Genomic DNA, 25,572 nt, shown 5'->3' with positions numbered 1-25,572 from the left:
GCTGAACAGCTTTCAACTGCGCCCACCTGGCGTTGAACTACGGTGAACGGCACTGGCCCGGCCCGCGGCTCTGCTGTCTCCGCTGTCCAGAGGTGTTCGCCGGTCAGAGCCATGAACTCGGTCGGCCGTACGCGCGCCGACACCGTGCAGGAGAGCCTCGATGGAGCCACTGCGGTCTGACGATCGGACTCGGCACCGGACAGGTCGATGCGGCCGGCCGCAAGGAAACAAGGCCCGCGACGCCGAAGCGCCGCGGGCCTTGTTGTCGACTAGACCGGAAATCAGATCTTCGCGGCCTCGCTGCCCGGGGCAACCGGAGACGGACCGGCAGCCGGCTCCGTCTCGGCCAGGTTGGCGAGCACGCCTTCCCGGACCTTCTTGCCCAGCTCGGCGTCGACGTTGGTCCAGTAGTCGAAGACCCGGGACCGGACGGGCTCGACCACGCCGTTGGAGACATGTCCGATGATGTTGGCCGCCAGCCGCTCCTTGGCGTCTTCGGTCATCACCTCGCGGTAGAGGATGCCGGCCTGGACGAAGTCGCCGTCCTCGGCGTGCTTGACGTAGGCCGACCGGATCTGGTCACCCGAGGTATCCCAGCCGGCCGGGTTGCCGTAGCGCTCCTCGTCGGCGTGCGGGCCGCCGAATGAGTTGGGAGCGTAGACCGGGGTGTCCGGGGAGTTGTAGTGGTGCCGCATCGCCCCCTCCTTGGAGTAGGAGCTCAGCTGGCTCTTCGGGGCGTTCACCGGCAGCTCGGCGTAGTTGGTGCCGATCCGGTACCGGTGGGCGTCGGCGTAGCTGAAGACCCGGCCCAGCAGCATCTTGTCCGGCGAGGCTTCGATGCCGGGAACCAGGTTCGACGGCGCGAACGCGGCGAGCTCGATCTCGGAGTGGAAGTTGCGCGGGTTGCGGTTCAGCGTCATGGTGCCGACCTTGATCCGCGGGTAGTCCTTCTGCGACCAGACCTTGGTCAGATCGAACGGGTTGAACCGGTAATTTTCGGCGTCCGCGTAGGGCATGATCTGGACCTCGAGCGACCAGGACGGGAAGTCGCCATTTGCGATGGCGCCGAACAGGTCCTGCCGGTGGTGGTCCGGCGCCGAACCGGCCAGCTCGTCGGCCTCGGCCTGGGTCAGGAACTCGATGCCCTGGTTGGTCTTGAAGTGGTACTTGACCCAGAAGCGCTCACCCTCGGCGTTGACCCACAGGTAGGTGTGCGAGCCGAATCCGTCCATGTGCCGGAACGACTTGGGGATGCCGCGGTCGCCCATCAGCCAGGTGACCTGGTGCGCGGTCTCCGGCCGCAGGGTCCAGAAGTCCCACTGCATGTTGTGGTCGCGCAGGCCCGAATCCGGCAGCCGCTTCTGCGACCGGATGAAGTCGGGGAACTTGATCGGGTCCTGGATGAAGAAGACGGGGGTGTTGTTGCCGACGAGGTCGTAGTTGCCGTCCTCGGTGTAGAACTTCAGCGCGAAGCCACGCGGGTCACGCCACGTGTCCGGGCTGCCCTGCTCGCCGGCGACGGTCGAGAAGCGGGCGAGGACCTCGGTCTTCTTGCCCTTCTGCAGGAACTCGGCGTGGGTGTAGCGGCTGATGTCCTCGGTGATCTCCAGCACGCCGAACGCGCCCGAGCCCTTGGCGTGCACCACCCGCTCCGGCACCCGCTCACGGTTGAACTGCGCCAGCTTCTCGATGAGGTAGTGGTCGTGCAGCAGGACGGGACCCTGCGGCCCCTGGGTCAGCGATTGGTTGTCGCTGCCGGCCGGGATGCCGTGGTTGTTCGTGGTGATCGGGCCTGGGTTCAACTCAGCCATGCTTGCGCTCCAGAGTTGCGTCGTTGGTTTCTCGAGTGATGCGGCAGGTGGGGCATAGTCCCCAGAAAATGATCTCGGCCTCGTCGACGACGAAGCCGAGGTGATCGGGGGGGCTCAAACAGGGCGCGGCTTGCACCGCGCAGTCGATGTCGGCGATGACCCCGCACGAGCGGCAGACCAGGTGATGGTGGTTGTCTCCGGCGCGGGTCTCGAACACGGCGGGTGAACCGGCCGGTTCGATCCGCCGGACCAGGCCTGCGGCGTCCAACGCCCACAGCACGTCGTAGACGGCCTGCTTCGAGACCGAGCCGAGCGCAGCGCGCACCCGAGCGGCGACGGCATCGGCGGTCGAGTGCGGGTGGGCCGCCAGTTCCTCCAGGACGGCGACCCGCTGGCTCGTCACGCGCAGCCCCGCGGAGCGCAGCAACGCTCGCGGGTCCCTGTGCTGCATCGCCTCGGCCATGGCCCCAGCTTCGTGCCCAATCTGGAAGGAGTCCAGTTTTAGGAGTGTGACAAATCAGACCACCCGGCCGGAGGCCACTTGTGGCCTTTTGTCCGTTTGATCATCGTACGAGAGGCTGCCGCAGCCGTCGCCGGCCGAGCCGGGAAGGTCGCCGGGTCAGGCGCTGCAGAGGGAAACGTCCGATACCACCTCAATGGCGCTGGAGCCGATGCCGCCGGGTACGAGGTTCCTCATAATCCTGAGGCCGCAGGTTCGAGTCCCTAGCGGCGCCTCGCCGCCGTCGGACAGTTCGAGGAGTTTCGAGATGAACTCGTCGTACTCGAAGTCTTCCCGGGTTTCGACGCCCTCGTGGTAGGCCCTACGTCCTGATGTGAGTCGCACAAGGATCGTCCTGATCTTGACGCGACGGGCGCCCAGCGCGGCCAGGTACTCGCCCGCGCTCGATTTTCCCGCCTCGCTGGTGCCGCGAGGAGCAGCATCGGAGGTGAGCTTGGCTGTCGCATCAGCTTGCGCCCGCTATCCGGCGGATCACCGAAGTGACGCTCGTGGTCAGATCGTGTGGCTTGCCGATGCCGACGCGGATGATCGGAACAGCGGCCTACGCGTCGAGCATCCTCTCGCCCCGGCTGGCTCCGGGGAGATTCCTGCTGATGCTGACATCGTCGGCCGAGGAGAAGATCGAGACGTGGTCCAGCGTCGGGTTGCGTAGCTTTGCTTCGTGGTCGTTCACGGCGGCGCGCAGCAGGTCTCGGCCTGCGAGATCTGCTCCGGGGGAAGTCACCGACATCTCCCACCACGCTGTCGCCGACAGACACGGCCCGGCATCTGGCCTGACGAAGACGAGAGGCCGGTGGGCCGGCGTCTTGCGGCGAAGGCTCCGGGAGGGGCAGACATCGGCTTGCCCCTGCAAGAACAGCCAAGTGCAGGCGCGCAGGCGGTGCAAAGTCGCAAGCCTCCGCGGACGCGGTCCTACAACTGGGTCACGAGATCGCATGCGGACCGGTCGTGCCCGTCACCCGCCATCCGGTGCCACGTTGGTTCTGCACAACATAGGTCAGCCAGGTGGCGCCGAGGCAGGCGACAAAGCCGTTGATGGCGACCTGCACCTCATGGTCGTCGCCCATCGCCGTGCCGAGGGTGATCAAGATGCCGCCGTCCCTGACTTGCGGGCAGCCGTCCTTCTTCTCGATCGCGGTTTCCCGGTCGGCGATGAACGCCACGCGTCCCACCCCCGCCAGTGCGGCCGTGATGTGGTGTTGGGTGTTCGACGCTATGGGAGTGCCTCGCTCCTGGCTTCCGAGAGGTTTTCCAGCGTCCAGATAGGCCTGGTCGAGCACGTAGATCGTCTTAAAGGTTTGGCCGGGGAAGGAGTTGTCGGCGGGCGTGCTGAGGTATCTGCGCAGTACCTGTACGTAGACTTCGGCCTCCTTCACCCCGGTCGACCAATCTCCAGCCGGCGCTGCTCCGACCGGCGCTCCTCCGGCCAGCGTGGGGCTGGCTAGGGTGTTGCGGGCGCAGCCCGCGGTGCTCGCCGCAGTGCCCGCGAGCAATCCGGCGACAATCGCGATGACAAGCATGCGTCGCACCGAGCACCCTCCCGAGCCGTCACCTGGGTTGCCGTCAGCGCTATGACGGGCGTTGCCGCATCACGGTTCCCGCTATGCCACCGCCACGTGGACCGTTGTCGCCCGTCGTTCTCCGACACCGAGGACCGCCACTTCGGGTGGGTGCGCCACCCGCAGTGGCGATGAGAACCGCGGCGGGGCTGTTCATATGGGAAGCCGGCGTGGCTGCGCGATTATCGCCGATTTCAGCGACGGCTGAAATCGGATCCCTTGGCCTCAACGTAACGGGTCAAGGCCATCCATGGTCTGTGCCGGCGTGCACGCCGGCAAGCGGTCAGACTTGGGGTCCAAGTCAGGCTTCACCGGCGCCGGGCGCGGCGCCAGAGGGCAGAGCGGTTGCGGCCGCGACAGAGACGAGCCCGGGCCATCGCAAACTGGCCCGGGCTCGCCGCTGCCCGCTTAGAGGAGGGCGTTGCCGTGGGCGTCCTCGCTCTTGCCGGCGCCGTGCGACTTACCGGGCGAGCGCGGCACGCCGTTCACGGCCTCCGTGTCGTACGCGAACGTGATCACCGCGGTGGCGACGGCGTCGGCGTTGACGTCGAGCGCGAATGTGTTGACGTTGCCGTAGAGGTCGTACTGCGCGTCGAGTTGGGCGTAGAGGGCGGCGTTGCCGCCGTCTGCGACCGGGTTCAGGCTGTCGCACGGATCGTGGTAGCAGGGGTCGTACTGGGCACCTTGCACCCCGCCGTACTTGGCGACGTCCTCGGCGGTCTTGAGCCCCTCGGCGCCGGTGAACAGCCCACCGGCCGGGATGCCGACGCCGATGAACGGGCCGTAGTCGGAGCGGCCGGTGAAGTCGGCCGCGTTGGTGGGCAGCCCGCGGCTGGCGAAGAACTCCTCGAACACGTCCTCGACCTGCGCGGAGCCGGCGGGGCCGGGGCCGGAGCCGTCCTGTGCGGAATCGTCGCCGTCGTAGACGCCGAACACGTAGTTAGGCGAGCCGACCATGTCGAAGTTGAGGTAGAGCCCGATGTCCGTGAGCTGCTCCTCGCTGAGGCTGTTGACGTAGAACGTCGACCCGACCAGGTTGGACTCCTCGGCGCCCCACCACGCGAACCGGACCTGGTTGTTGGGCTTGACCTCTGCCATCTGCAGGGCGACCTCGAGGAGCGCGGCGCTGCCGCTGCCGTTGTCGTTGATGCCCGCGGTGTCCGGCTCAGAGTCCAGGTGCGCTCCGGCCATCACCACGTTGTCGCCGCGGCCGTGGTTGGTCTCCGCGATGATGTTCTCCGTCGACCGAACCTCGGAGGTCGTGTCGGCGGTGATCCGCACAGTGAGGCCCGGCGTGTTGGCGAACTGCTCCCCGAGGTAGTAGGAGACCGACACCGCGGGGATGCCCACCGGCGCGCCGAGCGTGCCGCCGAACAGCTCGTAGCGGTCGGCGTTGGCGACCGGGTCGCCATTGCCCTGGTTCATGACGATCGCGCCGATCGCGCCGGCGGCCTCGGCGTTGGCCACCTTCTGCCCAAACGGGCAGGTGCCGCGCTGCAGGAGTGCGATCTTGCCGGCCACGGCCGCAGCGAAGTCCGATGCCTCGCATCCCGACGTGGACGCGCGCGGCGGGGTGAGGTTGAGGTCGACCGGTACGACAAGACCCGTCACGTCGCCGGCGCCGGAGTAGTCCATCAGGTCGTAGTGGGTGCCGTCCACGAAATTGGTCACCGGCGGCGGGGCCACCCGGGTGAAGGTCGACCCGAACTCCTCGAAGAAGTTGAAATCGAACGGCTGGCGGGTCACCTTGTAGCCGGCGTCCTCCACCAGCCCTGCGACGTAGTCGGCGCTCGCGTCGTACCCCGGCAGGCCGGAACCGCGGTTGCCGCCGTTGGCGTCGGCGATCGACTGGAACGCGTCGAGGTGGCGGAGCACCCCCTGCAGGGTCACCGCCTTCGTGAGCTTCTTGACGGAATTGTTGTTGGGATCGGCTTGAGCCGGGTTGGCCAGCGTCAGCGATCCCACCAGGGTTGCCGCCGCCGTTGCGGCCAGCGCCCGTCTGACTGTTCGAGACACCACGGTGTGCCACTCTCCTCACCGCTGGATCGTCCAGCCCCCGCGCCCCCGCGCTGGACGGACCTCGACCGTCGCATAGACGGCAGATGATCGCGACGGTCGTTCGGCCCGAGCCTCACGCCAACCGGAAGCCGGCGCAGCCCAAGGCGGAGACGAAGAGCCACCAACGGGCCGACGGGCAGCCCGCACCCACCTGACCTCGCCGGCGACGTGCTTGTTCCCAGCGCCAGGCCGAGCGGCGTCGAGCGTACTGGCGGGTACGACAGGATCGGGCGGACGACCGGCCGGCCCGCGATCTGGCGGGCATCGCGATCATGCGGACAATGGCGACAACGGCCGGCTCGCTGCCGACGGCGTCCGACAGCTCCGACTGTCCCCACAGGCGTCCCTTTCAGACGAGCGACCGGGCGCCAGGTCGAGGCGGACGCTCCGATAGGCCCAGCCGTCCCGATTCGAAGACGGCGATCGCATTGGAATGTCCGGGGGAGCAGGGTGGGAGCAGCGGGGGTGCGCTCAACGGCGCTCAACCGCATTGAACTGTACTCAACAGCATCGGCCCCTACCTGCGGTCTTCCGCAACGATGCGACGATCTCATGGCCCTTGACCTCCCAGCGAAGACCGAAGTGGTCACTCTGCTGCGGCGCCGCGATCGACCCGCGTCCTCCGTGGCCATCCAGTCGGGAGCGCGGTCCATGCGCTCGGCCATGTTGGGGATTCCTTCAGCGGCGCGCTGTTCGTAGGGCAGCCTGACAGCAGCCGGTCGATTACCAGGCGCCGAGCGAGGGCGAGATCCTCACAATCGCTGACTGTGAGGATGGGATGACGTGGAACGGCCCAGGGCGGCGGGGTGCGCGCCCTGGGCCGTTGGGTGCGGTCGGTGGTTCGGGTGCGACAGGGCGTCCGTCGGGTTCGGCGATGCCGGTGCCCTTGCGAGGACGTGTAGCGAAGTCGCCCGGCGGTGCGCTCGCAGAACGCGAAGTACTCGACCGGGTCGCTGCGGTGGCATGGGCGTCGAAGAGCCCCGGCGAGGCGCGCCCTTCGGGGCGGAGCCAGACGCCGCACCCAGTCAGCCGATGAAGGACTCGGGGCCGAAGCGGCCCCACGCCACGAAGCCGGCCAGGGCGAGATAGACCAGGTCCACCACCATGAACGTGAACTCGTGACGCCGTATGCGGGTGATCGCCGCACCAACCATGATGATCACCAGACCGAGGGCAGCCAGCGGCACCAGAACCGGCGCGATGTCGAGCGCGGCGGGCAGAATCAGACCCACTGCGGCCAGGACCTCGAGGGCTCCGATGGCCTTCACGGTGCCGGGACTGAAGTCTTCGACCCATTTCGCACTAGGCCCAAAGGTGGCCATCTTCTCCTTCGGCATGATCAGCTTGCCGCCACCGCTGAACAGGTAGGCGGCGGCGAGCAGTCCGGCAACGATCCATAAAGTGAGGTTCATGCGGGTTTCTCCCTGAAGTTTTAGGCGACTCTCGTCTTGAAGCGCGAGTGGCGCTGGGGTCCCAAACCGCTTCGGGCTTACCGTTCGGCCATGAGATGCCGACGACGCGACGCTTGTGACAGCAGAGCCGCGTGACGTGCGCCACGAACCGGCGCTGTCGCAAATCGGTGGGGCCCGGCGTCTTGTGGTTGGGACAGGCCACCCAACGAGACAGGAGCCACACGTGAGCGAGGACGACGGGCCGGGCCCTGCCACTGAGGTGTTCGTCGCCCACCGCAACCTGCTCTTCACGGTCGCCTACGAGATGCTCGGCTCGGCGGCGGACGCGGAGGACGTCCTCCAGGAGACCTGGCTGCGGTGGGCGGACGTCGAATTCGACGCGGTGCGGGATCCGCGTGCGTACCTGGTCAGGATCACCACTCGGCAGGCGCTCACCCGGCTGCGTACACTCAGCCGGCGCAAGGAGTCCTACCTCGGCCCCTGGCTGCCCGAGCCGCTGCTGACCGCGCCCGACGTGGCCGAGGATGTCGAGCTCGCCGACAGCGTTTCGATGGCGATGCTGCTGGTACTGGAGACGCTCGGGCCGACCGAGCGGGCGGTGTTCGTGCTGCGCGAGGTGTTCGATCTGGGGTACGACGAGATCGCGGAAGCCGTCGACAAGAGCCCGGCCGCGGTCCGCCAGATCGCCCACCGTGCGCGGGCACACGTCGCCGCACGTCGACCGCGCGACGTCGTCTCCCCGGCCGAGACCCGAGCTGCGCTCGAGGCCTTCCAACGGGCGGTCGAAACGGGCGACATGCAGGGCCTGCTCGACCTCCTCGCCCCGGACGTCGTCGCCTTGAGCGACGGTGGCGGACTCAAGAAGGCCGTGCCGCGGCCCATCGTGGGGGCTGACAAGGTCGCTCGCTTGCTGGCCGCCCGCTGGAACATCGTCGGCGCCCAGACGTCGCTCGAGCCAGTGCAGGTCAATGGCTGCCCGGCTCTGATCATGCGGCTCAACGCAGAGATCGACGCTGTCGTGGCGGCGCGGGTCGAGGGCGGCTTCGTCACCGGGCTCTACTTCGTGCGCAATCCCGAGAAGCTGTCGCGTGTGGAGCGGGAGACCACCTTGAGCCGCTGAGTCCCGGAAGAGCTCCGTCGGCCGCCGATCTGCCCGGACGGGTCGCGGCGCGGCGGATCGGCCGTGGACAGGCCGTCGGCGTCTGACGATGCACGTCCCACGGCGGCCGCGTCCTCGACACGCTAGCCGGCGAGGTCGCCTCCGCCCTCTGCCTCGCCGGCCTGTCCCGGCTGATCGACGGCCTCGCACCTATTCCCGGTTTGCGCAGTTTATGTAGTGCGTAGTCCGTGTATCTCGCGTGATGATCGAGTGTCGCCTGGATGAGGCCGTCGCGGACATCGCCTACCGGTCCGGCCTCGCCACATCGTTCCGTCGAATCGCGGTGCGCCCACGGCACCTCTGAACTGAGTTCAGGCCAAGATCACGCGTACTCCTTTGCCGCGATGCGCTCGCTCAGCCCCGCTCCCGCAACGTCCGACTTTGCCGAATAGCGGATAGGGGCCTTGACTATGCGCTTGCTGATCACCTGGTTGACCGTGCTTCCTCGTAGGCTGAATCTCACACGTGATGGGCAGGAGGCTGAGGTGGCCGAGACGGCGGTGGCCGAGGTGATGGCCGAGCTGGCCGCGATCGAGGACCCGAAGACACGCGAGGTGAACGAGAAACACGGTGACGATCACGGTGTGAACCTCAGCAAACTGCGCGCGATCGCGAAGCGGCTGAAGACGCAGCAGGAACTCGCGCGCCAGCTCTGGGAGACGGATGACACTGCGGCGAGACTGCTGGCGATCTTGATCTGCCGCCCGAAAGCGTTCGAGCGTGACGAGTTGGACGTCATGTTGCGCGAGGCGCGCACCCCCAAGGTGCACGACTGGCTCGTGAACTACGTGGTCAAGAAGAACCCGCACTCCGAAGAGCTGCGCATGACCTGGTCCGCCGATCCGGATCCAGTGGTCGCGAGTGCCGGCTGGGCGCTGACCACCGAACGCGTGGCGAAGAAGCCCGAGGGCCTCGACCTCGCAGGACTGCTCGACGTCATCGAGGCGGCGATGAGAGATGCCCCGGATCGCCTGCAGTGGGCGATGAACCACTGCCTGGCTCAGATCGGGATCGAGCACGCCGAGCACCGCGCCCGCGCAGTCGACATCGGTGAGCGCCTGGAGGTGCTCAAGGACTACCCGACTCCCCCGAACTGCACGTCTCCGTTCGCGCCCATCTGGATCACCGAGATGGTGCGCAGACAGCACGATAAATAGAAGGGTTCGCGCTCACGCTCGCGCCGCTACCCCTAGAACGCGGCAACACGATCGACAGAAGTTGGCTACGTATCGAGGCGAAGCGCAACGCACACGGAGACGTACCCATGCAAACATCGCGCGGGTCGGCCTCGCCGGGCGAAAGAACGACCGGCCGGGCCAGCTCTCTCGCGGCCGACGCCAGCGGGTCGCGCTGGCGCGGGTCCTCGCGGCCGCTCGGAAGTGATCTTCGCGGACGAACCCACCGGCCCGCTCGGCCTGTCCAGCGGGCGCGAGGTGCTCGACCTGCCTGCGCGATCGCAACCACTACCGTCGACTGTGTCGCGCATCACATGGACGTCATGTCACGGGCGGTCGGGCAGCTTGCATCTCGTGGTCGTCAGCAACGTGTGGAGGAAGGCGAAACGATGAGTGCACAGCATGAAGCCGGTGTGGCGGCCACACACCGCGTGGTGATCCTGGGTGCGGGTTACGCGGGTATGTCCGCCGCGATGCAGCTCGCGGCTCGGGTCAAGGGGCGCAAAGATGTGCAGGTGACCCTGGTGAATGCGCAGGAGCGGTTCACCGAGCGGCTGCGGCTGCACATGACGGCTACCGGGCAGCAGGTCGCCGAGCTGAGCGTCCCGCAGCTGCTGGAGGGTACGGGTGCGCGGTTCGTGCGCGGCTGGGTGACGGCGGTGGACGCGGACGCGAAGATCGTGCGGATCGACGACAACCGGGTCCTGCACTACGACACGCTGGTGTATGGGCTGGGCAGCCTGGCCGACACGGCGGCGGTGCCGGGTGTCGAGGACTACGCGTACACCCTGAACAGCGCCCAGGACGCCAAGTTCCTGGCCGATCGGCTGGCGCGGCGGGATGGCGGCACGGTGGTGGTCGGTGGCAGCGGGTTGACCGGTATCGAGTCGGCCGCGGAGATCGCCGAGCGGCACCCCGAGCTGAACGTCGTGTTGCTCGGCCGGGGTGAACCCGGTGCGGCCATGAACCCGAAAGCCAAGGCGTACCTGCAGTCCGCGCTGGAGCGCTTGGGCGTCCAGGTGCGCAGCGGGGTCGAGGTGGTGAAGGTGCTGCCCGATGCGGTCGAGCTGGCGGGCGGGGAGAGCATCGCCGCCGACGTGTTCTTGTGGACGAGCGGCACGCGGGTGTCGCCGCTGGCGGCTGCCGCCGGATTCACTGTCGACGAGCGCGGCCGCATCGTCACCGACGCCGCGCTGCGGTCGGTGTCGCATCCGCAGGTGTACGCCGTGGGCGACGCGGCCGCGATCCGCCAGGGCTACGGCGTCATGCACGGCACCTGCCAGAGTGGTATGCCGACCGGTGTGCACGCCGCGGTGTCGATCGTACGTGCGTTGAAGGGCAAGCAGCCCAAGCCGTTCCGCTTCGGCTACTACCACACGGTCGTGAGCCTCGGCCGGCACGACGCGGTGGTGCAATTCACCCACCCGGACGACAGTCCTCGGCGGATGTGTCTGACCGGCCGCCTGGCGGTCCGGTACAAGGAGACGGTGACTGCTTCGCCCTGGCCGACGTACGGCCGCATGAAGAAGATGCCCGCCTCGGGCGTGTTCTGGCCCCGCGGCGGTCGCTTCACCAGGGTCCGGGAGGCGCGGTGACCCACCCGCCTCCCGACCTCGACCAGCAGGTGTTCAACCAGCATCGCAATCTGCTGTTCTCGGTGGCGTACCGCATCCTCGGCACCGCGGCCGATGCCGAGGATGCGGTCCAGGACGCCTGGATCAAGTGGTCGGCCTCCGACCGGGCGCAGGTGGCCGACCCCAAGGCGTACCTGGCGCGGATCGTGTCAAATCTGGCGCTGGAACGCCTGCGCTCGACCCGGCACAAGCGTGAAATGTATGTGGGGCCGTGGCTTCCGGAGCCCATTCTTACCAGCGGCGACGCCGCCGAGGCGGTCATGGACGCTGAGTCGGTGTCGATGGCGATGCTTATGGTGCTGGAGACGCTGAGCCCGCTGGAGCGTGCGGTGTTCGTGCTGAAGGAGGTGTTCGGCTTCAGCCATGCCGAAATCGCGGAGGCGGTAGAGCGTTCAGAAGCCGCGGTGCGGCAGGCCGCGCATCGTGCCCGTGAGCATGTGCGGGCCCGGCGGCCGCGCTTCACCGCGGACCGGTCGCGGCACCGCGAGGTCACCGAGCGGTTCTTCGCCGCTGCGATCGGTGGCGACATCAACGCCCTGATGGAGTTGCTCTCCCCGGACGTCACGCTCTGGACGGACGGCGGCGGCAAGGTCCGCCAGGCCATACGTCCGGTCGTGGGTGCGCCCACCGTGGCCGCCTGGTTCGCAGCCATCGGCACCGTCACCTACCAGGGCGTCGAGCCCGCCGACATGAACGCCGAACTCGTCGAGATCAACGGCGGGCTCGGGATGGTGTTCAGCGCAGTGGGCCGCGTGATCGCCACGGTCACCTTCGATTTCGACACCGACGGCCGCATTACCGCCATCCACAACGTGGCCAACCCCGAAAAACTCCGGGCCATCGCCGATGGCACCGCATACGACGTCGGGACGCAATGAGCCCTGTGCGATCGGCGCCGGCGCTCCGGCCACCACCGACGCGGCAGTCCGCCATGGGTTTGGGCCACCATAACCGGGCGGCCACACGCCGCCATGGGTGGCGATCATCGTTGGCAGCACCCGCCCGGGCCGCAAGGGCGACTACAGTCGCCCGGGTCCTCGACATCGCCGTTCGACGTGATGACGCGACCTTCGAAGTCGTGGACATCGCCGACCATGCACTGTCCCACCTCGACGAACCCATCCCGATCCAGCTAGTGCGGTGTCCACTAACGTTCGCCGGGTTGTCGCCCCTGGGAATTGTCGTACGGGTGGTGTTGGCTTGGGTTCGTGCCTCGTCGTCGGGATCCGTCCGCGCCGCAGGTGGTGCATCGCACCGCGCGTGTCGGTCTGCGGGTGACACCGGGGCAGCGGCGGCGGTGCATGGGACTGCTGCGCTCCGCTGGTGACGCGTGGGCGTGCTGGAGGTCAACGCGTGGCGGCGCCGCCGTGGGGACGCGCCTTTGGTCGGTTATCAGCGGTTGTGCGGGGAGTTGGCGGCGTCGGGGCCGGGTACGTTCGCCGAGTTGGGCTCCACGGGTGCGCGGTCGGTGTTGCGCCGGTTTTCGGAGGCGTGGTTCGCGGCGGCGAAGCGCCGCAAAGCAGGTGACCTGTCGGCGCGGTTCCCGCGTCGCCGGCGTGGGTTGGTGCCTGCGCTGGTATCACGGCACGTTCACCCTCGACGGGCGCCGGGTGCGGATCCCCACCGCCAGAGGCACCTCACCCTTGGCGTTGCGCGACGCGGGCGGCGACGCCTTCGATGCTGCGGTCGCCGTGTAGCTCGAGGTCAAGTTGGCCCTTGAGCGTGTCATTGACCGATTCGATGAGTTGCCGGATCGGTTTGAGCAGATGCTCGTCGGGGCGTGGGGTGCGGTTGCGGTAGGAGGGTCGCGGCAGCCGCACCCCACGCTCGGCCAGCCAGCGGTCCAGCTCACCGGACACGTAGCCCTTGTCCGCGATGATCAACAGGCCTGGGCGTCCGGCCAAAGGTCCGGGTCGTGTTCGAGGACTGCGGTCAACACCTGCCGTTCGTCGATCTTGGGGTTGGCCAGGGCCCAGGCGACCGGCAGGCCGGCCGGGGTGCAGATCAGGTATAGCCGCAGGCCCCAGAACCAGCGCGAGTGGGACGGGCAGTAGCCGTAGCTGGCCCACCACGCTAACCGTGAGCGGCGCGCGGTGGGCCGGGACCGGCCGCACTCGACCGGGGTGGAGTCGACCACCCAGGCCGAGTCGGTCCACAGGTCGGTGTCCTCCGCCACCGCTCGGATCGCCCGCTTCAGTAGCGGCAAGGCGGCTCGTAGGCGCTTGTTGTAGCCCGACTGGCCCGACAGATAGGGAAACGCTCCGGGCAGATGCGCGGGGACGAACCGCAGCCAGCGGGCCTCGGACCGGATCCCGAGCAGCACCTGGGCCACCGCGAGGGTCAGCAGCTCGGCATCTGACAGCTTCGGTGGCCGACCGGACCTGCGGGACCGCCCCAGCCAGTCGTCGATCTTCACGTACAGTGCGGTGAGAAGGGTGTCGATGTCTGTCGTCACAAACGGATCATCAACACCCTTCGCTGCGTTCGCAGCCCCGGACCGACTTAGGAATTACTCGCTAGGGGCGGCAGGTTGGCCGCTGCGAAACGTCCTGTCATGCCGAAGAGCGTGCGGTTCCCCTGGGTGACGAAGCCGTGATCCGCGGAGGCGTGGGACCCGCCCGCCCTCGGCGTGCCGCCCTTCGGCACCGAGCAGTCCCGTCGGTGGCTCGTGGTCTAGTACGGGGTACGCCGCTCCCGTCACCTCAGCGAGGTAGGAGCGGGAACGCCAGTCGATGGATCCGTGGTTGAGGAGGACTGCATGGGCACCCCGTCAGCAGACGTCGAGCAGTACTTGACCGACCTGCAGCACCCCCTCAAGGAGGGCGTACTGCAGCTCAGAGCCGCGATCCTGGCCTCCGACCTGGCCATCACTGAACATGTGAAGTGGAACGCTCCGAGCTTCTGCTACGGCGGGCAGGACCGGGTCACGTTCCGCCTGCAACCTCGTGGGCGGCTGCAGCTGATTTTCCATCGAGGAGCGAAGGTCCGCGCGGACACCGCCGGCTTCGTCTTCGAGGATCCCTCCGGGCTGATGACGTGGCTGGCACCCGATCGCGCCGTCATCGACTTCCCCGACCTCGGGGTTGTCACCACGCACCAGGCGCAGGTCATCGCGCTGGTCGACCGTTGGGTGCTGGCCTGATGGCGGGCGACGGTGCGGGCAAGCCCCGGCAAGACCGCCCGCTAGTGCTCATGCCGCCGATTGTGCACGCGGCGCTCAGCCGACGCGGTCACGCCGGGTAGTCGTGTTGGCTAAGAGTGAGGTCGCCGTGGGGGTTCGCTGATCCTCTGGAGAGCAGATCGGGGTTGCTGTACCGTGCCGCCCGTAGGGGCCGCTGACCGGCGTGACAGCACGCCGACGGATAGAGATCGGGCCGTCCGTGGGTATGGTGTTGATCGGGCGCCGGTTGTCGGCCGAGGAGTTGGCAGCGGTGCTCGCCGACCCGACGGCGGTCGACACGCTGCTGTACGGCGACCTCGACGACGATGAGGCCGAGATGCCCGAACCCGAGCTGGACCTGGACAAGTCGTGGCACGGCATCCACTACCTGCTCACCGGCACTGCCTGGAAAATCGGCGAGGGTGCCGGCGCGGCAATCCTCGGCGGCGACGAGATCGGTCAGGATGGTGGCTACGGTCCGGCCCGGCTGCTCGACCCGGACACCGTATGCGCGATCGCCACCGCGCTGGATGCGCTGGATGTGGAGACGCTGCGCGCTCGCTTCGACCCGGAAGCCATGGCAGCCACCGATATCTACCCGGGCATCTGGGCCAACGGCACCGAGGAGTTCGACGGCTACCTTGCGCCGAACTTCACCGAACTGCGCCGGTTCTACCACGCCGCAGCCGTGAACGGGCAGGCCGTGCTGTTGGCCATCACCTGACGCCGCCGCCCGGCTGTCTTCGGGTGCCGCTGTCCGCGGGGATCAGGTGCCCGCTGCGGCCGCGATGCGGGCGGTGCGCACCGTTAGAACGGCGGGGCCGCCGGCCGATTTGTGAGCGTGCAGCTCGCACGTGCGGACCGGCGCGGTCACCAGCACAGAGAACCTTACGTACCCAGGCCCATCCCTACCAAGATCAGGTGCACGGATCTGCCGCGATGCGCTCGCTCAGCCCCGCTCCCGCAACGTCCGACTTTGCCGATGACAGTGCGCTTCCCGATTGCCTCATACTGCTTCGGAATGTGTAGTGGGGCAAGCTATGTCCAGCGTGTTCAGCGCTCGGTCAGAGCAGCCACGGCTTCCTGGGGCAGCTGCCGATCGCTGTAGAGCAGTCGAACGGCCGAGGCGTCGGGATTCCCCGCGTCCGCGCCGCGCCAGGCCAGCCTGAGCCCGGTACGCTCGACAACCCGCCGAGACCGTTCGTTGCCCTCCAACAGGTAAGCGGTCATTGGCAGGTCGGCGCGCAGAACTCGCGCCGCCGTCGTCGCTGCTGCGCTGATCTCTTGCGCATAGCCCTGTCCCCAGAACCCTGGAAGAAGGCGGAAGCCGAGATTCCACGCGACGCCGTAGCGGACGAAGCAGCCCCCAATGCCGACGAAGGTGTTGTCCGCACCGTAAGCAGTCCACATTCCCAGGCCATCACGGCGCCAAGCCGCACACCAGTTATCGACCATCCTGTCGGTCTGCTCGATCGTATCGTGGCGACTCAGCGGGTCGGGCCCCCACACTCGTGGGTCGGCGTACAGCACGAACAGCTCCGGTACGTCCGCCCGCCTCGGCTTTCGAAGGATCAAGCGGTCAGTCGCGACGGCATCAGCCGCACCCTCGGGATCAGACACGCGCTCATCCTGAGCCAAGCGAGGAGGCATTCCAAGCCATATACCGGGCCCCGTCCGGCCACTGCGTCCTCACTTACCCGGCTGCGACCAAACTCTCCTGTCGCCGTCCGGCGTTACTTGGGCGTCCCCTATGTGGCCTGTTTTCGTGTAGACGTGTTCCGCGGCTGAACTCGGCCAGGGCAGCGAAGACGTGGAACACCAACCGCCCGCTCGGGGTGGCGGTGTCCAAGTTCTCGTGCAGCGAGGTGAACCCGACGTCGCGGCGGCGCAGCTCCCCGACAGTGGTGATCAGGTCCGCCAGAGACCGCGACAGGCGGTCCAGGCTCGGCACCACCAGGGTGTCGCCCGGAGCGAGGAACGCCAGGCACGCGGTCAGCTCCGGCCGGTCGGTGTCGCGGCCGGACTGCTTCTCCGCGAAGATCCGCCGGCACCCCGCTGCGGTGAGGGCGCCGAGTTGCCGCTCGAGCTTCTGTCCGCCGGTGGACACCCGCGCGTAGCCGATGCGGATCTCGGTCGGGTGCGCCGGTGCCGGCGCGAGCAGGTCGGAGTCGATCGTCGTCACGCCGGGATGCTCTCAGAAAACGGTGGTGAAGCTGTTGTTGAACACCGCGGTTCTTGAAGGAGTTTTTGACGGCACACGGGGCCGATTCGAGGTCGCGTAAGTGATCTTCAGAAAACGTTGGTTTCTTGAAGATTTACAGGGCCGGTCGACGTCGGCCGTTCATCTCTATGAGCGGACCGCTGTTATTGGCATCTTCACCGTTTGCCGCAGGGGATGGAGCGTGGCATTGGTGGTCGGTGGCGCTGTCCTGGTCGAGGAGGTCCTCATACACCCCGACCTTGAACCTGATCAGGTCCAGGCACTCGGTGAGCCTGCCGATCTGGGTGGTGACGTGCGCTTGGTGCTCGCGCAGGAGCGTGAGTCGTCCTTCTTCGTTGCCGGCTCCTTCTCTGACGAGGTCGGCGTATCGGCGGAGCGCGGGCAGGGGCATGCCGGAGGCACGGAGAATGATGCAGACGGTCAGCCAGTCCACGTCATCCTGGCTGTAGACGCGACGCCCACCAGGCCCGCGTCGCACGGGGTTGACGAAGAGGCCCTCGTGCTCGTAGAAGCGCAGCGCGTGAACGCTCAAGCCGGTGCGTTCGGCGACCTGTCCGATGCTCAGACTTGTTGTGACCCCAGCCATACCGTTCAGGCTAGCGGGTTGACCTAGAGCCGACTCTAGATCCTAGGGTGCCCCGTGTGATCGACGCTTCTGTCGCTCTGTGTAATCACGGCTGAACCAGTAAGGGAGCATCACCATGCGCTATCGCACCCTCGGCGGAACCGGTATCGAGGTGAGTGTCTACTGCCTCGGGACCATGATGTTCCAGGCTGTCGGCAACCCCGACCACGACGATTGTGTCCGTATCCTCCACGCGGCCCTGGACCAGGGGATCAACTTCGTCGACACCGCCGACATGTACGGACAGGGTGAGTCCGAGGAAATCGTGGGGAAGGCGCTGCGGGGGCGCCGTGACGACGTCGTACTCGCCACCAAGGTGCACTTTCAGATGGGCGAGGGCCGCAACCGCGGTGGCAACTCGCGGCGTTGGATCCTCAAGGCGGTCGAGGACAGCCTCAGGCGCCTGAACACCGACTGGATCGACCTCTACCAGGTCCACCGCCCCGACCACTCGACCGACATCGAGGAGACGCTCTCGGTGCTCAGCGACCTCGTGCGCCAGGGGAAGATCCGCGCCTTCGGCTGCTCGACGTTCCCCGCCGAGGAGATCGTCGAGGCGCATCACGTCTCCGAGCGTCGCGGCCTCGGACGCTTCCGCACCGAGCAGCCGCCGTATTCGATCCTGGCCCGCGGGATCGAGGCCTCGGTCCTGCCCGTCTGCCAGCGCTACGGGATGGGGGTACTGGTCTGGAGCCCACTGGCCTTCGGGTTCCTCACCGGCAAGTACCGCAAGGACCAGCCCATTGACCTGTCAACCGGCCGCGCCTCAATCCGGCCGGCGCAATTCGATCCCGCGATCGCGGAAAACGCCGCCAAGCTCGACATCGTCGAACAGCTCGTCGAACTCGCGACAAGCATCGGCTGCACCCTTCCGCAGCTGGCCGTAGCGTTCACTGTGGCCCACCCCGCCGTCACCTCGGCGATCATCGGACCGCGGACCATGCAGCAGCTGGAGGATCTACTCAAGGGTGCCGCGCTCACCCTGGATGATGCGACCCTCGACCGGATCGACGAGATCGTGCCGCCCGGGACCAACCGGTACAACCCCAACGCTCCCTTGCCCCCGCGTTCACTGACCGACACCGCATTGCGTCGCCACCCACTCGCCGACCGCGCCGCAGCCTGAGTGAGCTGATCTTGTATGGGTTCGCTGGGCCATCGCCCGCCCCGGCGGGAAGGGCGACGACTGGATCGTGATCGAGCCCTTCCAGGAGAGCCCGGCGCTGCCATCGACGCGGAGGTTTCGGCGTAGCGCGTCGATCACCGGCCGATGAGGCGTCCATGGCCAACGGCATGAGGCCCACGGCTGGCTGGCCATGAGCCTCATGCCGTACCGGATTACGCCGGCTGGCTCAGAATGAGTCGCCGCTGCGCCACCGGATACCCGGCTCGGGCGAACGTGGCGGCCATCGGTGTGTTCGTCAGGTCGGTGTCGGCAGTGATAACCTCTGCGCCCTGCTCGACCAGGATGTGGGTGCCCTCGGCGAGCAGGTCGTACGCGTAGCCGTGCCCCCGCGCCTCCGGCAGCACCCCGACGTAGGCGATGATCGGCGAGGCGTGGTTGCGTGCGGGTATCACGATGCCGGTGAGGTTGCCGGCCGTGTCGCGAGCCAGGCGCCACCAGTCGCGTGGACTCGGCAGCCAGGTCAGGAACTCCAGGTCGTCGGCGAGGGCCGCCTCGACGCCGTCCCGCTCGATCGCCTGATGCTGGTGGAAGTCGAGGCTGCCGGTCAGGATGCGGCGCAGCACGTCGTGGAGTACCGCGTCGTCGGAGACGGGGTGGTGCGTCAGCCGCGCCGGGCGCTCTGGCAGGCCGTCGGCCGGCGTCCACCGGTACCGCAGCCGCTCCAGGACCGGGATGAATCCGGCGGCGCCGGCGGCGGTGATGCGCGACTGGGCCGCGCGGTGCGTCTCGGGGACGTCGCGCCAGTCGGGCGGCAGCATGAGGTGGTAGTCGACGGTGAAACTGGCGGCGCGGAGCAACTCCGCACCCACCATCGGGTCGGTGCCGGGATCGAACCAGTCCAGCGCCACCGGGGCGCTGTCGTCGGGCCCGCCCCACCAGGCGGCCCGCGCGATGACCGTGTCGCCGTCGAGGGCTACCCAGGTCCACTCGGGACGGTACTGGCGGGCGGCCATGGTCTCGGCGAAGTCGCGGCCGAGCAGGGCCATGCCGACGGTGGGCGACTCGGGCATGGACTGGAACAGCGTGTGCTCGCCCGCGCGCAGCGGGCGGATGACCAGGTCGGTCACGGGAACATCCTCTACGGGAGAAGCGGTGTGCTCCCGTGATTCAGCGGTCGCCCGGACGGGTCGGGAGCACGGACGGACAGAACACCATCGCGCTCACCTCCTTCGTCGCTACGGGCGCGGTGACGAACCTATCACGCCGTCGGGTATCGCTTCGACACATGAGAAAGCCAGTTCCGTCCGACGCCATGGGTCCAGCGGTGGGACTTTCTCCCACTCAACATTTCAGTAGGCACACCGTGCTGAAGGCGCCGTGTTGGCGGGACGTGCGAGAGCGGCCCGCGGGGGCAGCGGGGCGTTGTCGCTAGAGCCGGTCAGTACCCTGCGGGCCTTCCACGCCGACCAGGGTGGGGGCCAGCATGCCTGAACGCACGTACATGCCGATGAGCGAGCACGGAGGCTCGCCGACTCAGCTCACCCTTCGGTTGCGATTGCCGCGATGGCGGCGTGCGGCCGATGATTGCCTTCGCTGGGTCGCTGCAGGCGCTCGACTTCCGTGAAGCCGGCTCGCGTCAGTCGCTCGGAGAACTCGTCGACGGGCCAGCGATAGGCGGTCACGACTTTGTGGTCGAAGGCGGCGACCTCGTCAGCGTCGAAGAGACCGAGCACTAACGTTCCGCCTGGGACCATTGCTCGCCGGAACTCCGCGAGCATGCCGTCGAGATTTTGCGGCGGTAGATGGATCAACGAGTACCAGGCCAGGATGCCGGCGATGGAGTGGTTGGCAACGGCGAGATCTTCTATCGACCCGAGTTGGTACCTACCGCTCGGGTGGGCCGCCTGCGCATGGGCGATGAACTCGGGGACCATGTCGATTCCCGTTGCGTCGACGCCCAGCGAGCGAAGGTAGCCGGTGATATGGCCAGGCCCGCAGCCCAGATCGAGCACCGTGCCAGGTCGGCCCGCCAGATGTCGCCCGATGAAGGCGAGGTCGTCGGCGTGTACCTGCTGGCTTGTACCGAACAGCCCGATGTAGAGCTCTGCGACGGACGCATATGCCTGCCGGACCTGCTCCATGTTCACCGCGTGACTATATGAGCTCTTGGATTGGCAGAGCAGGCCCGGGACCAGCGCAGGGAAGCACGTCGATTCTTGCGGTGCCCGCTTCCGGCAATCCGAGCGCAAGGTCAGATGCGCGCTTCTGCCGCGAACGGTGCTGGAACGGGCTGGCTCCACGTGTCGGTCAGCCGGCGAGCTGGTCGCGGCGGCGGGTGAGGTAGGCCCGCTCCGCGGGGTTGCCGGCGAGACCGATGGCCCGGTCGTACGCCGCCCGCGACTCGCCGCCGCGCCCGAGTCGCCGCAGCAGGTCGGCGCGCGCGGCGTGAAAGGCGTGGTAGCCGTCAAGGACCTCGCCGAGCCGGTCGACCTCGGCCAGCCCGACCCCGGGGCCGTCGACCTCGGCGACCGCGACCGCCCAATTGAGCCGCACGATCGGCGAGGGATCGAGCAGCACCATCTGGCCGTAGAGGGCGACGATCGTGGACCAGTCGGTGTCTCGGGCGGACGGGGCATCCGTGTGGACCGCGTTGATCGCGGCCTGCAGCTGGTAGCGCCCAGGTGGGTCACCGCCGGCCGCCACCGCCTCGAGCCGCTCGCGGACCAGGGCCCTGCCCTCGGCGATGAGGGTGCGGGCCCACGCGCCGCGGTCCTGCTCGTCGAGGGTCACCAGCTCCCCGGTGCGGGACACGCGCGCCAGCCGCCGGGCGTCGGTGAGGAGCATCAGGGCAAGCAGACCGGCCACCTCGCCGTCGTCCGGGAGGAGAGCTCGGAGCAGGCGGCCGAGGCGGATCGCCTCGTCGGTGAGGTCGCCGCGCAACGGGTCGTCCCCCTCACCGGCGAGATAGCCCTCGTTGAAGACGAGATAGACGACCGCGAGCACGCCGGCGAGCCGCTCGCGGATGTCGTCGGCCGAGGGCACCCGGTAGGGAATGTGCGCCGCCTTGATCTTTGCCTTGGCGCGAGTGATCCGCCGCGCCATCGTGGTCTTCTGCACCAGAAAGGCGCGGGCGATCTCGGGGACGGTGAGGCCGCCGAGCAGGCGCAGGGTGAGCGCCACCCGGGCCTCCATCGCGAGCGCAGGGTGGCAGCAGGTGAAGACCAGTCTGAGCCGGTCGTCCTCGACCGGGCCGGTCGGCTCAGGAGGGGTGTCGTCGTACACGATCCGGGCCGCCTGGTGCTTGGCGTCGCGCTGCGACTCGCGACGGAGCCGGTCGATCCCCTTGCGGGTCGCGGTGGTGGCGAGCCAACCGCCGGGATTGGACGGTACGCCCTCGCGCGGCCACCGCTCTGCAGCCGCTACGAACGCCTCGGCCGTCGCTTCCTCGGCGACGTCGAGGTCGCCGAAACGGCGCGCGAGGCCGGCGACCACCCGCGCCCACTCCTCGTGGTGGACACGGGTGATCGCCTGCTCGACGGTGGGACCAGTCACGGCGCCAGCAGCGCTCGGACGGATTCCTCGGTTCGGAAGGGACGCACCTCGACCGTGCCGCGGCACGCTTTCGACCCCTCGGCGGCAAGCGCCAGGGCCACGTCGAGGTCGGCCGCCTCGATGACCCAGAAGCCGCCGAGGTATTCCTTTGTCCCCACGTAGGGCCCGTCGGTGAAGGCCGGCTTCTCGCCCTGCCCGTCGACGGTGGTGGCGGTCGTCGCGGGCTCCAGGCCGTCGGCGAAGACGAAGTGACCGTCCCTCTGGAGCCTCTCGGTGAAGGCACCGGTGTCGGCGAACGCCTGCAGCATGGCCTCCTGGGAGGGGTAGGTGCCGAACTCGGTGCGCTCGGCCGGTCCGTAGACGGACAGCAGGTACCTGGGCACCGCGCTCACTTCTCCCCAGAGCCGTTACGCCGGGCCTGCCCGGGACCTCGGAACCGGTGCACCTCCTGCGGCCAGTCGAGCACGGTCGCGAGCCTGCCGGCCCAGTATCGCGCCGCCGCGTCGTCGGGCACGTCCACGACGGCAAAGCCGCCGAGGTGCTCCTTGGTCTCGACGTACGGGCCGTCGGTGAAGACGGGCTTGCCGTCAACCGGCTCGACACTGCACACCGCGGTGGACCGGTCGAGGCCGCCGTTGGAGAAGATCAGGACACCGTCGGCCTGCATCTCCTCGATCACGGCCCGGGCGGCCGTGCCCTTCTCGCGCACCTCCTCCGCCGTGTGGTCGGGCACCCACTCATCGTTGAAGGTGATCAGGTACTCCGTCATGGTCGTCTCCTCTCAGTCCCGGACGAGGGCCTTTCCCGACTCCTCGTGTCCGGCGGCCCAGCCGGCCGCCGCACACTGGCTCCACGAACGGCTACGCCTTGATACGACACCATCCCGGAAACTCCTTTCAAGGCAGCCCCGGCGTAGTGACTGAGGAAAGGATCGACCTCCGTCCTTCGAAACGCACACTCGCCCGCTTGACTCCCCGGCAAACCGCGAGCAGTTGGGGAGGTCGAGCAGGTCTGAGTGTCGCGGATGTTCGCCCCTCGTCTGCAGACACGGCACAGCGTGACTGCTCATGCCGCCGACCGCGCGCCCACCAGCCGCTACCGCCCGACTCTGTCGAGATGAGTGCGTTGTCAATCGCCCCGGTCCCTGGCACACCCGAAACTCGTGCCCTTTGCCACCCGCCAGCTGGCTACCATCACCGGTGATGGCGGAGTTCGTGCACATCACCGAGGCGAGGTGGGCTCGGCGCATCCAGCGTTCGGGGATCGCCGCACGGCACCTGCGGAGGACCATCCGCGTTTCCTGCGCACGATTGGGCCGGACGCGCGTGTTTGGCACGCAAGCGATGCGGCAGGCCTGTCACACCGATGGGCGGGTCGTCGACGTCGCCGTCATGGGGTGGACCTTCTCGGTCAGACATAGCTGAACAACGGAGGGAAGAGGAGGACCACGATCCAGGCCCACACGGCGTACACGGGTAGGTAGCCGGTCTGCCAGCGTTCGAGCGCCGCGAACGGTGTGCGCCGCCGGATGAACCTCAGCAACAGCCACGCCGAGTAGGCGAGGTTGGCCAGCAGGATGACGTTCTCGCCGAGCGCGGCAGCCCTGTTGGGTGTGGTGCCGTACTCGTCGGTGATGCGTCCGGTGATCGCGAGCAGTACCAGTACGTCGATGGCCAACGCGCTGACCACGAGAGCGAGCTGAAGTTTGTCGAACAGGCCGGTCGGGGCCAGCGGATCGCGGGCTGAGATCGAGTAGAGCAGTAGCCCCAGCACCACGACCAGCAGGAGGTCGAACAGGATCAGCGCTTCGCGCTCCACGTTGATGCCATGGCTGGTCCAGACGACGGCGACGAGGAAGGCCAGCAGTGCGGCCGTGAACAGCGGAGTGAATAGCCGCGTGAGCACCGGGGCGATATTTTCGACCACGCTCTGCTTGGCCTCGACCAGCCACCCGGCCACGACAGCCCCGGCCACGGCGCCGCAGGGAAGGAGCCACTGCGAGATGAACTCCTGCGGGATGATCCCGATGGCATTGAAGGTGTGGAACAGGAACAGGCTGAGCACACCGCCGCCGAGGGCGATGAGAAGAAGTAGATGAGCCACTCGCCGGTGAAGCGGATGAAGTCCATGCGTCGGCGCGAGGAGCGCCAGTCGTCGGCAACGTAGGCCAGACCCACCACAAGCCACAGGGCGATGGGGAGGTGGATGCTGGTGAGGACCAGCGACTTTGACTCCTCGGCCAGGGGGTAGGCGTTGGCCGCCACCGCACCGAGCCCGAACAGCGCCACCAGTGTCCCGATCAGCGGGCGTCGGGCCTGTCGGCGCCAGGCCAGGAAGACCGCCAGCCAGGGCAGGGCGAACAGGGTGAGGTTCCGCGCGTAGAACGCGCCGTCGTCCGCCAACCTCAACCCGAACAGCTCCGGCACCTTGATGGACGCCGCCGCGCCCGCCGCGCAGATGACCATCGCCCACAGGTCCCACCGCGACCGCGTGTCCGCCATCGGGCTGCCGGCCTCGCCGGTCAGCACCAGCTGCTTCCACAGCCGTTCCGAATGCTCACGCGCGAACTCGCGGGACAGTTCGTCGAGGCTACCCATCCGCTTGACCGCGACCAGGAACGCTTCATCCGCGCTCAGGCCGACCGCGACGAGTTCGTCGACGGAACCGCGGAGATGGTCTTCGAGCTCGTCGGCGTCGGACGGCTGCAATTCCCGGCGGCGCTGTACGTACTGACGCCACTGCCCGAACTGCGCCTCCAACTCCTCCTGACCCTCCCGCGCCGTCATGCCCGGCACCCCAGCGGGATCGCCGTCAGCGGCCTGCGGTCGCCGAGGCCGAGCCAGATCTCCTTGAGCGCGTCGGTGACCGTGTCCCACTGGCGGCGTTGCTCGGCCAACTCAGCCAGGCCCTTGTCAGTGATGCGGTAGTACTTGCGCCGCCGCTCGCCGGCTACCGACTGCCAGCTCGACTCCGAATAGCCGAGGCGCTCAAGCCGGTGCAGCAACGGGTAGAGCAGCCCCTCGGTCCAGTCCAGCTCGCCACCGGACAGCTCGTTGATCCGCCTGAGGATGGCGTAGCCGTAGCTCTCCCCCTCGGCCAGGATGCCGAGCACCATCGGTGTCGCCGAGGCGGCCACCAGATCCTTGGCGACCTTCACGAGAACTCACCCCGTTCCATACCCTAGAAGTATTGTGCATAGTACTGCTAGGTATTGTGTGGCCCGGCCGGCTCACTCCCGCCCGGGTCCGTCGAGGGTTTCGGAACCTACGCGCGAAAAGCGCCCTGCCCGCTGGTGCGCCGAAACCCGCAAGACCAGGCCCCGGACGCCCGCCCGGATCCACCAACCGCAGGCCAGCACCCCGCCACGACGTCGGGAAAACCGTCAAGCGTGACCTGAGCATCACCGCTCGTAAAGAGCGCACAGGTTAAAGAACAAGCCTAGGGCCTGTTTCGAAGTCCGCTGTGTGACGGTCGTGATCTCTAAGAGCCTGGTAAATAAGGGTTTCAGGTGTGTTGGTGACGGGCGAGGCGGCGGGTCATGACGATGATCATGGCCCATT

The 25,572-nt window shown here is 67.8% G+C and carries 27 protein-coding genes and 2 pseudogenes; 10 read left to right on the top strand and 19 right to left on the bottom strand.

The features are described from left to right. Positions 1-281: 281 nt before the first annotated feature. The 7 genes from ACLQ2U_RS19355 to ACLQ2U_RS19325 all read right to left on the bottom strand — a co-directional run bounded on the left by ACLQ2U_RS19355 (position 282) and on the right by ACLQ2U_RS19325 (position 7,360). Positions 282-1,811, bottom strand: a complete 1,530-nt coding sequence (locus ACLQ2U_RS19355; RefSeq protein WP_425752091.1) for a catalase — start codon at positions 1,809-1,811, stop codon at positions 282-284. Continuing rightward, positions 1,804-2,274, bottom strand: coding sequence for a Fur family transcriptional regulator (locus ACLQ2U_RS19350; RefSeq protein WP_425752090.1), 471 nt, complete (start codon positions 2,272-2,274; stop codon positions 1,804-1,806). Before ACLQ2U_RS19350 ends, ACLQ2U_RS19355 begins: the two co-directional genes overlap by 8 nt. Positions 2,275-2,430: 156 nt before the next feature. Next, on the bottom strand, positions 2,431-2,655 hold the full coding sequence (locus ACLQ2U_RS19345; protein ID WP_425752089.1) for a hypothetical protein: 225 nt from the start codon (positions 2,653-2,655) through the stop codon (positions 2,431-2,433). Between the two features lie 217 nt (positions 2,656-2,872). Next, positions 2,873-3,061, bottom strand: coding sequence for a hypothetical protein (locus ACLQ2U_RS19340; RefSeq protein WP_425752088.1), 189 nt, complete (start codon positions 3,059-3,061; stop codon positions 2,873-2,875). A 193-nt stretch (positions 3,062-3,254) separates the two neighbouring features. Then, positions 3,255-3,851, bottom strand: coding sequence for a hypothetical protein (locus ACLQ2U_RS19335; protein ID WP_425752087.1), 597 nt, complete (start codon positions 3,849-3,851; stop codon positions 3,255-3,257). 447 nt (positions 3,852-4,298) lie between these two features. Continuing rightward, a complete protein-coding gene (locus tag ACLQ2U_RS19330; protein WP_425752085.1) occupies positions 4,299-5,909 on the bottom strand; it encodes a M28 family peptidase in 1,611 nt (536 codons plus the stop codon). Between the two features lie 1,064 nt (positions 5,910-6,973). Next, on the bottom strand, positions 6,974-7,360 hold the full coding sequence (locus tag ACLQ2U_RS19325; protein WP_425752084.1) for a DoxX family protein: 387 nt from the start codon (positions 7,358-7,360) through the stop codon (positions 6,974-6,976). Between the two features lie 223 nt (positions 7,361-7,583). Here ACLQ2U_RS19325 and ACLQ2U_RS19320 point away from each other — a divergent pair, with 223 nt between their 5' ends. From ACLQ2U_RS19320 to ACLQ2U_RS19300, 5 genes are all read left to right on the top strand, one after another. Then, positions 7,584-8,480, top strand: coding sequence for an RNA polymerase sigma-70 factor (locus tag ACLQ2U_RS19320; protein ID WP_425752083.1), 897 nt, complete (start codon positions 7,584-7,586; stop codon positions 8,478-8,480). Between the two features lie 524 nt (positions 8,481-9,004). Next, positions 9,005-9,676, top strand: coding sequence for a DNA alkylation repair protein (locus tag ACLQ2U_RS19315; protein ID WP_425752082.1), 672 nt, complete (start codon positions 9,005-9,007; stop codon positions 9,674-9,676). Further along, on the top strand, positions 9,570-9,902 hold the full coding sequence (locus ACLQ2U_RS19310) for an ATP-binding cassette domain-containing protein (RefSeq protein ID WP_425752081.1): 333 nt from the start codon (positions 9,570-9,572) through the stop codon (positions 9,900-9,902). The genes ACLQ2U_RS19315 and ACLQ2U_RS19310 overlap by 107 nt, the downstream gene beginning before the upstream one ends. A gap of 115 nt (positions 9,903-10,017) precedes the next feature. Further along, complete coding sequence (locus ACLQ2U_RS19305; RefSeq protein ID WP_425752080.1) at positions 10,018-11,289, top strand: NAD(P)/FAD-dependent oxidoreductase; 1,272 nt, start codon at positions 10,018-10,020, stop codon at positions 11,287-11,289. After that, positions 11,286-12,206, top strand: coding sequence for an RNA polymerase sigma-70 factor (locus ACLQ2U_RS19300; RefSeq protein ID WP_425752079.1), 921 nt, complete (start codon positions 11,286-11,288; stop codon positions 12,204-12,206). Before ACLQ2U_RS19305 ends, ACLQ2U_RS19300 begins: the two co-directional genes overlap by 4 nt. A gap of 768 nt (positions 12,207-12,974) precedes the next feature. On the opposite strand, the pseudogene ACLQ2U_RS19295 reads toward ACLQ2U_RS19300, so the two are convergent. Beyond that, a pseudogene (locus tag ACLQ2U_RS19295) lies at positions 12,975-13,783 on the bottom strand (IS982 family transposase); the annotation flags it as partial. Between the two features lie 303 nt (positions 13,784-14,086). On the opposite strand from ACLQ2U_RS19295, the gene ACLQ2U_RS19290 reads away from it, so the two are divergent. Together ACLQ2U_RS19290 and ACLQ2U_RS19285 are read left to right on the top strand one after the other, a co-directional pair. After that, positions 14,087-14,470, top strand: coding sequence for a DUF1801 domain-containing protein (locus ACLQ2U_RS19290; RefSeq protein ID WP_280840107.1), 384 nt, complete (start codon positions 14,087-14,089; stop codon positions 14,468-14,470). Between the two features lie 244 nt (positions 14,471-14,714). After that, a complete protein-coding gene (locus ACLQ2U_RS19285; RefSeq protein ID WP_425752221.1) occupies positions 14,715-15,212 on the top strand; it encodes a YfbM family protein in 498 nt (165 codons plus the stop codon). 329 nt (positions 15,213-15,541) lie between these two features. Here ACLQ2U_RS19285 and ACLQ2U_RS19280 read toward each other — a convergent pair whose 3' ends face one another. The 3 genes from ACLQ2U_RS19280 to ACLQ2U_RS19270 form a co-directional block, all read right to left on the bottom strand. Beyond that, positions 15,542-16,108, bottom strand: a complete 567-nt coding sequence (locus tag ACLQ2U_RS19280; RefSeq protein WP_425752078.1) for a GNAT family N-acetyltransferase — start codon at positions 16,106-16,108, stop codon at positions 15,542-15,544. Positions 16,109-16,181: 73 nt separating this feature from the next. Beyond that, on the bottom strand, positions 16,182-16,670 hold the full coding sequence (locus ACLQ2U_RS19275) for a recombinase family protein (protein WP_425752077.1): 489 nt from the start codon (positions 16,668-16,670) through the stop codon (positions 16,182-16,184). Positions 16,671-16,803: 133 nt separating this feature from the next. Beyond that, positions 16,804-17,295 carry a MerR family transcriptional regulator gene (locus ACLQ2U_RS19270; RefSeq protein WP_425752076.1) on the bottom strand — a complete coding sequence of 164 codons (492 nt, stop codon included), beginning with the start codon at positions 17,293-17,295 and terminating at the stop codon, positions 16,804-16,806. Positions 17,296-17,410: 115 nt separating this feature from the next. Here ACLQ2U_RS19270 and ACLQ2U_RS19265 point away from each other — a divergent pair, with 115 nt between their 5' ends. Next, a complete protein-coding gene (locus ACLQ2U_RS19265) occupies positions 17,411-18,460 on the top strand; it encodes an aldo/keto reductase (protein ID WP_425752075.1) in 1,050 nt (349 codons plus the stop codon). A 212-nt stretch (positions 18,461-18,672) separates the two neighbouring features. On the opposite strand, the gene ACLQ2U_RS19260 is transcribed toward ACLQ2U_RS19265, so the two are convergent. The 5 genes from ACLQ2U_RS19260 to ACLQ2U_RS19240 all read right to left on the bottom strand — a co-directional run bounded on the left by ACLQ2U_RS19260 (position 18,673) and on the right by ACLQ2U_RS19240 (position 22,781). Further along, positions 18,673-19,587, bottom strand: coding sequence for a GNAT family N-acetyltransferase (locus tag ACLQ2U_RS19260; RefSeq protein ID WP_425752074.1), 915 nt, complete (start codon positions 19,585-19,587; stop codon positions 18,673-18,675). 411 nt (positions 19,588-19,998) lie between these two features. Next, a complete protein-coding gene (locus ACLQ2U_RS19255; RefSeq protein ID WP_425752073.1) occupies positions 19,999-20,607 on the bottom strand; it encodes a class I SAM-dependent methyltransferase in 609 nt (202 codons plus the stop codon). A 160-nt stretch (positions 20,608-20,767) separates the two neighbouring features. After that, positions 20,768-22,012 carry an RNA polymerase sigma factor gene (locus ACLQ2U_RS19250; protein WP_425752072.1) on the bottom strand — a complete coding sequence of 415 codons (1,245 nt, stop codon included), beginning with the start codon at positions 22,010-22,012 and terminating at the stop codon, positions 20,768-20,770. Continuing rightward, positions 22,009-22,395 (bottom strand): YciI family protein, encoded by a 387-nt coding sequence (locus ACLQ2U_RS19245; protein WP_425752071.1) that lies wholly within the window; start codon positions 22,393-22,395, stop codon positions 22,009-22,011. Before ACLQ2U_RS19245 ends, ACLQ2U_RS19250 begins: the two co-directional genes overlap by 4 nt. A 5-nt stretch (positions 22,396-22,400) precedes the next feature. Then, positions 22,401-22,781, bottom strand: a complete 381-nt coding sequence (locus tag ACLQ2U_RS19240) for a YciI family protein (RefSeq protein ID WP_425752070.1) — start codon at positions 22,779-22,781, stop codon at positions 22,401-22,403. 433 nt (positions 22,782-23,214) lie between these two features. Between ACLQ2U_RS19240 and ACLQ2U_RS19235 the strand changes: the two genes are divergently transcribed. After that, positions 23,215-23,436 carry a hypothetical protein gene (locus ACLQ2U_RS19235; RefSeq protein WP_425752069.1) on the top strand — a complete coding sequence of 74 codons (222 nt, stop codon included), beginning with the start codon at positions 23,215-23,217 and terminating at the stop codon, positions 23,434-23,436. On the opposite strand, the gene ACLQ2U_RS19230 is transcribed toward ACLQ2U_RS19235, so the two are convergent. Genes ACLQ2U_RS19230 through ACLQ2U_RS19220 form a run of 3 tightly spaced genes read right to left on the bottom strand, consistent with a single transcriptional unit; the run spans position 23,423 to position 25,169 of the window. Then, positions 23,423-23,830 carry a hypothetical protein gene (locus ACLQ2U_RS19230; protein ID WP_425752068.1) on the bottom strand — a complete coding sequence of 136 codons (408 nt, stop codon included), beginning with the start codon at positions 23,828-23,830 and terminating at the stop codon, positions 23,423-23,425. The two genes, ACLQ2U_RS19235 and ACLQ2U_RS19230, sit on opposite strands and share 14 nt — an antisense overlap. Then, positions 23,812-24,798, bottom strand: coding sequence for a permease prefix domain 1-containing protein (locus ACLQ2U_RS19225; RefSeq protein ID WP_425752067.1), 987 nt, complete (start codon positions 24,796-24,798; stop codon positions 23,812-23,814). Before ACLQ2U_RS19225 ends, ACLQ2U_RS19230 begins: the two co-directional genes overlap by 19 nt. Beyond that, the gene (locus ACLQ2U_RS19220) at positions 24,795-25,169 is read right to left on the bottom strand and encodes a PadR family transcriptional regulator (RefSeq protein WP_109801855.1); all 375 of its coding nucleotides are present in this window, start codon (positions 25,167-25,169) and stop codon (positions 24,795-24,797) included. The genes ACLQ2U_RS19225 and ACLQ2U_RS19220 overlap by 4 nt, the downstream gene beginning before the upstream one ends. A gap of 62 nt (positions 25,170-25,231) precedes the next feature. On the opposite strand from ACLQ2U_RS19220, the pseudogene ACLQ2U_RS19215 reads away from it, so the two are divergent. Beyond that, positions 25,232-25,441 (top strand): annotated as a pseudogene (locus tag ACLQ2U_RS19215) (NF041680 family putative transposase); the annotation flags it as partial. Positions 25,442-25,572 lie beyond the last annotated feature (131 nt).

Source organism: Micromonospora sp. DT47, from assembly GCF_049844475.1.
Classification (GTDB): Bacteria; Actinomycetota; Actinomycetes; order Mycobacteriales; family Micromonosporaceae; genus Micromonospora.
This window is presented reverse-complemented; position numbering and strand designations above follow the sequence as displayed.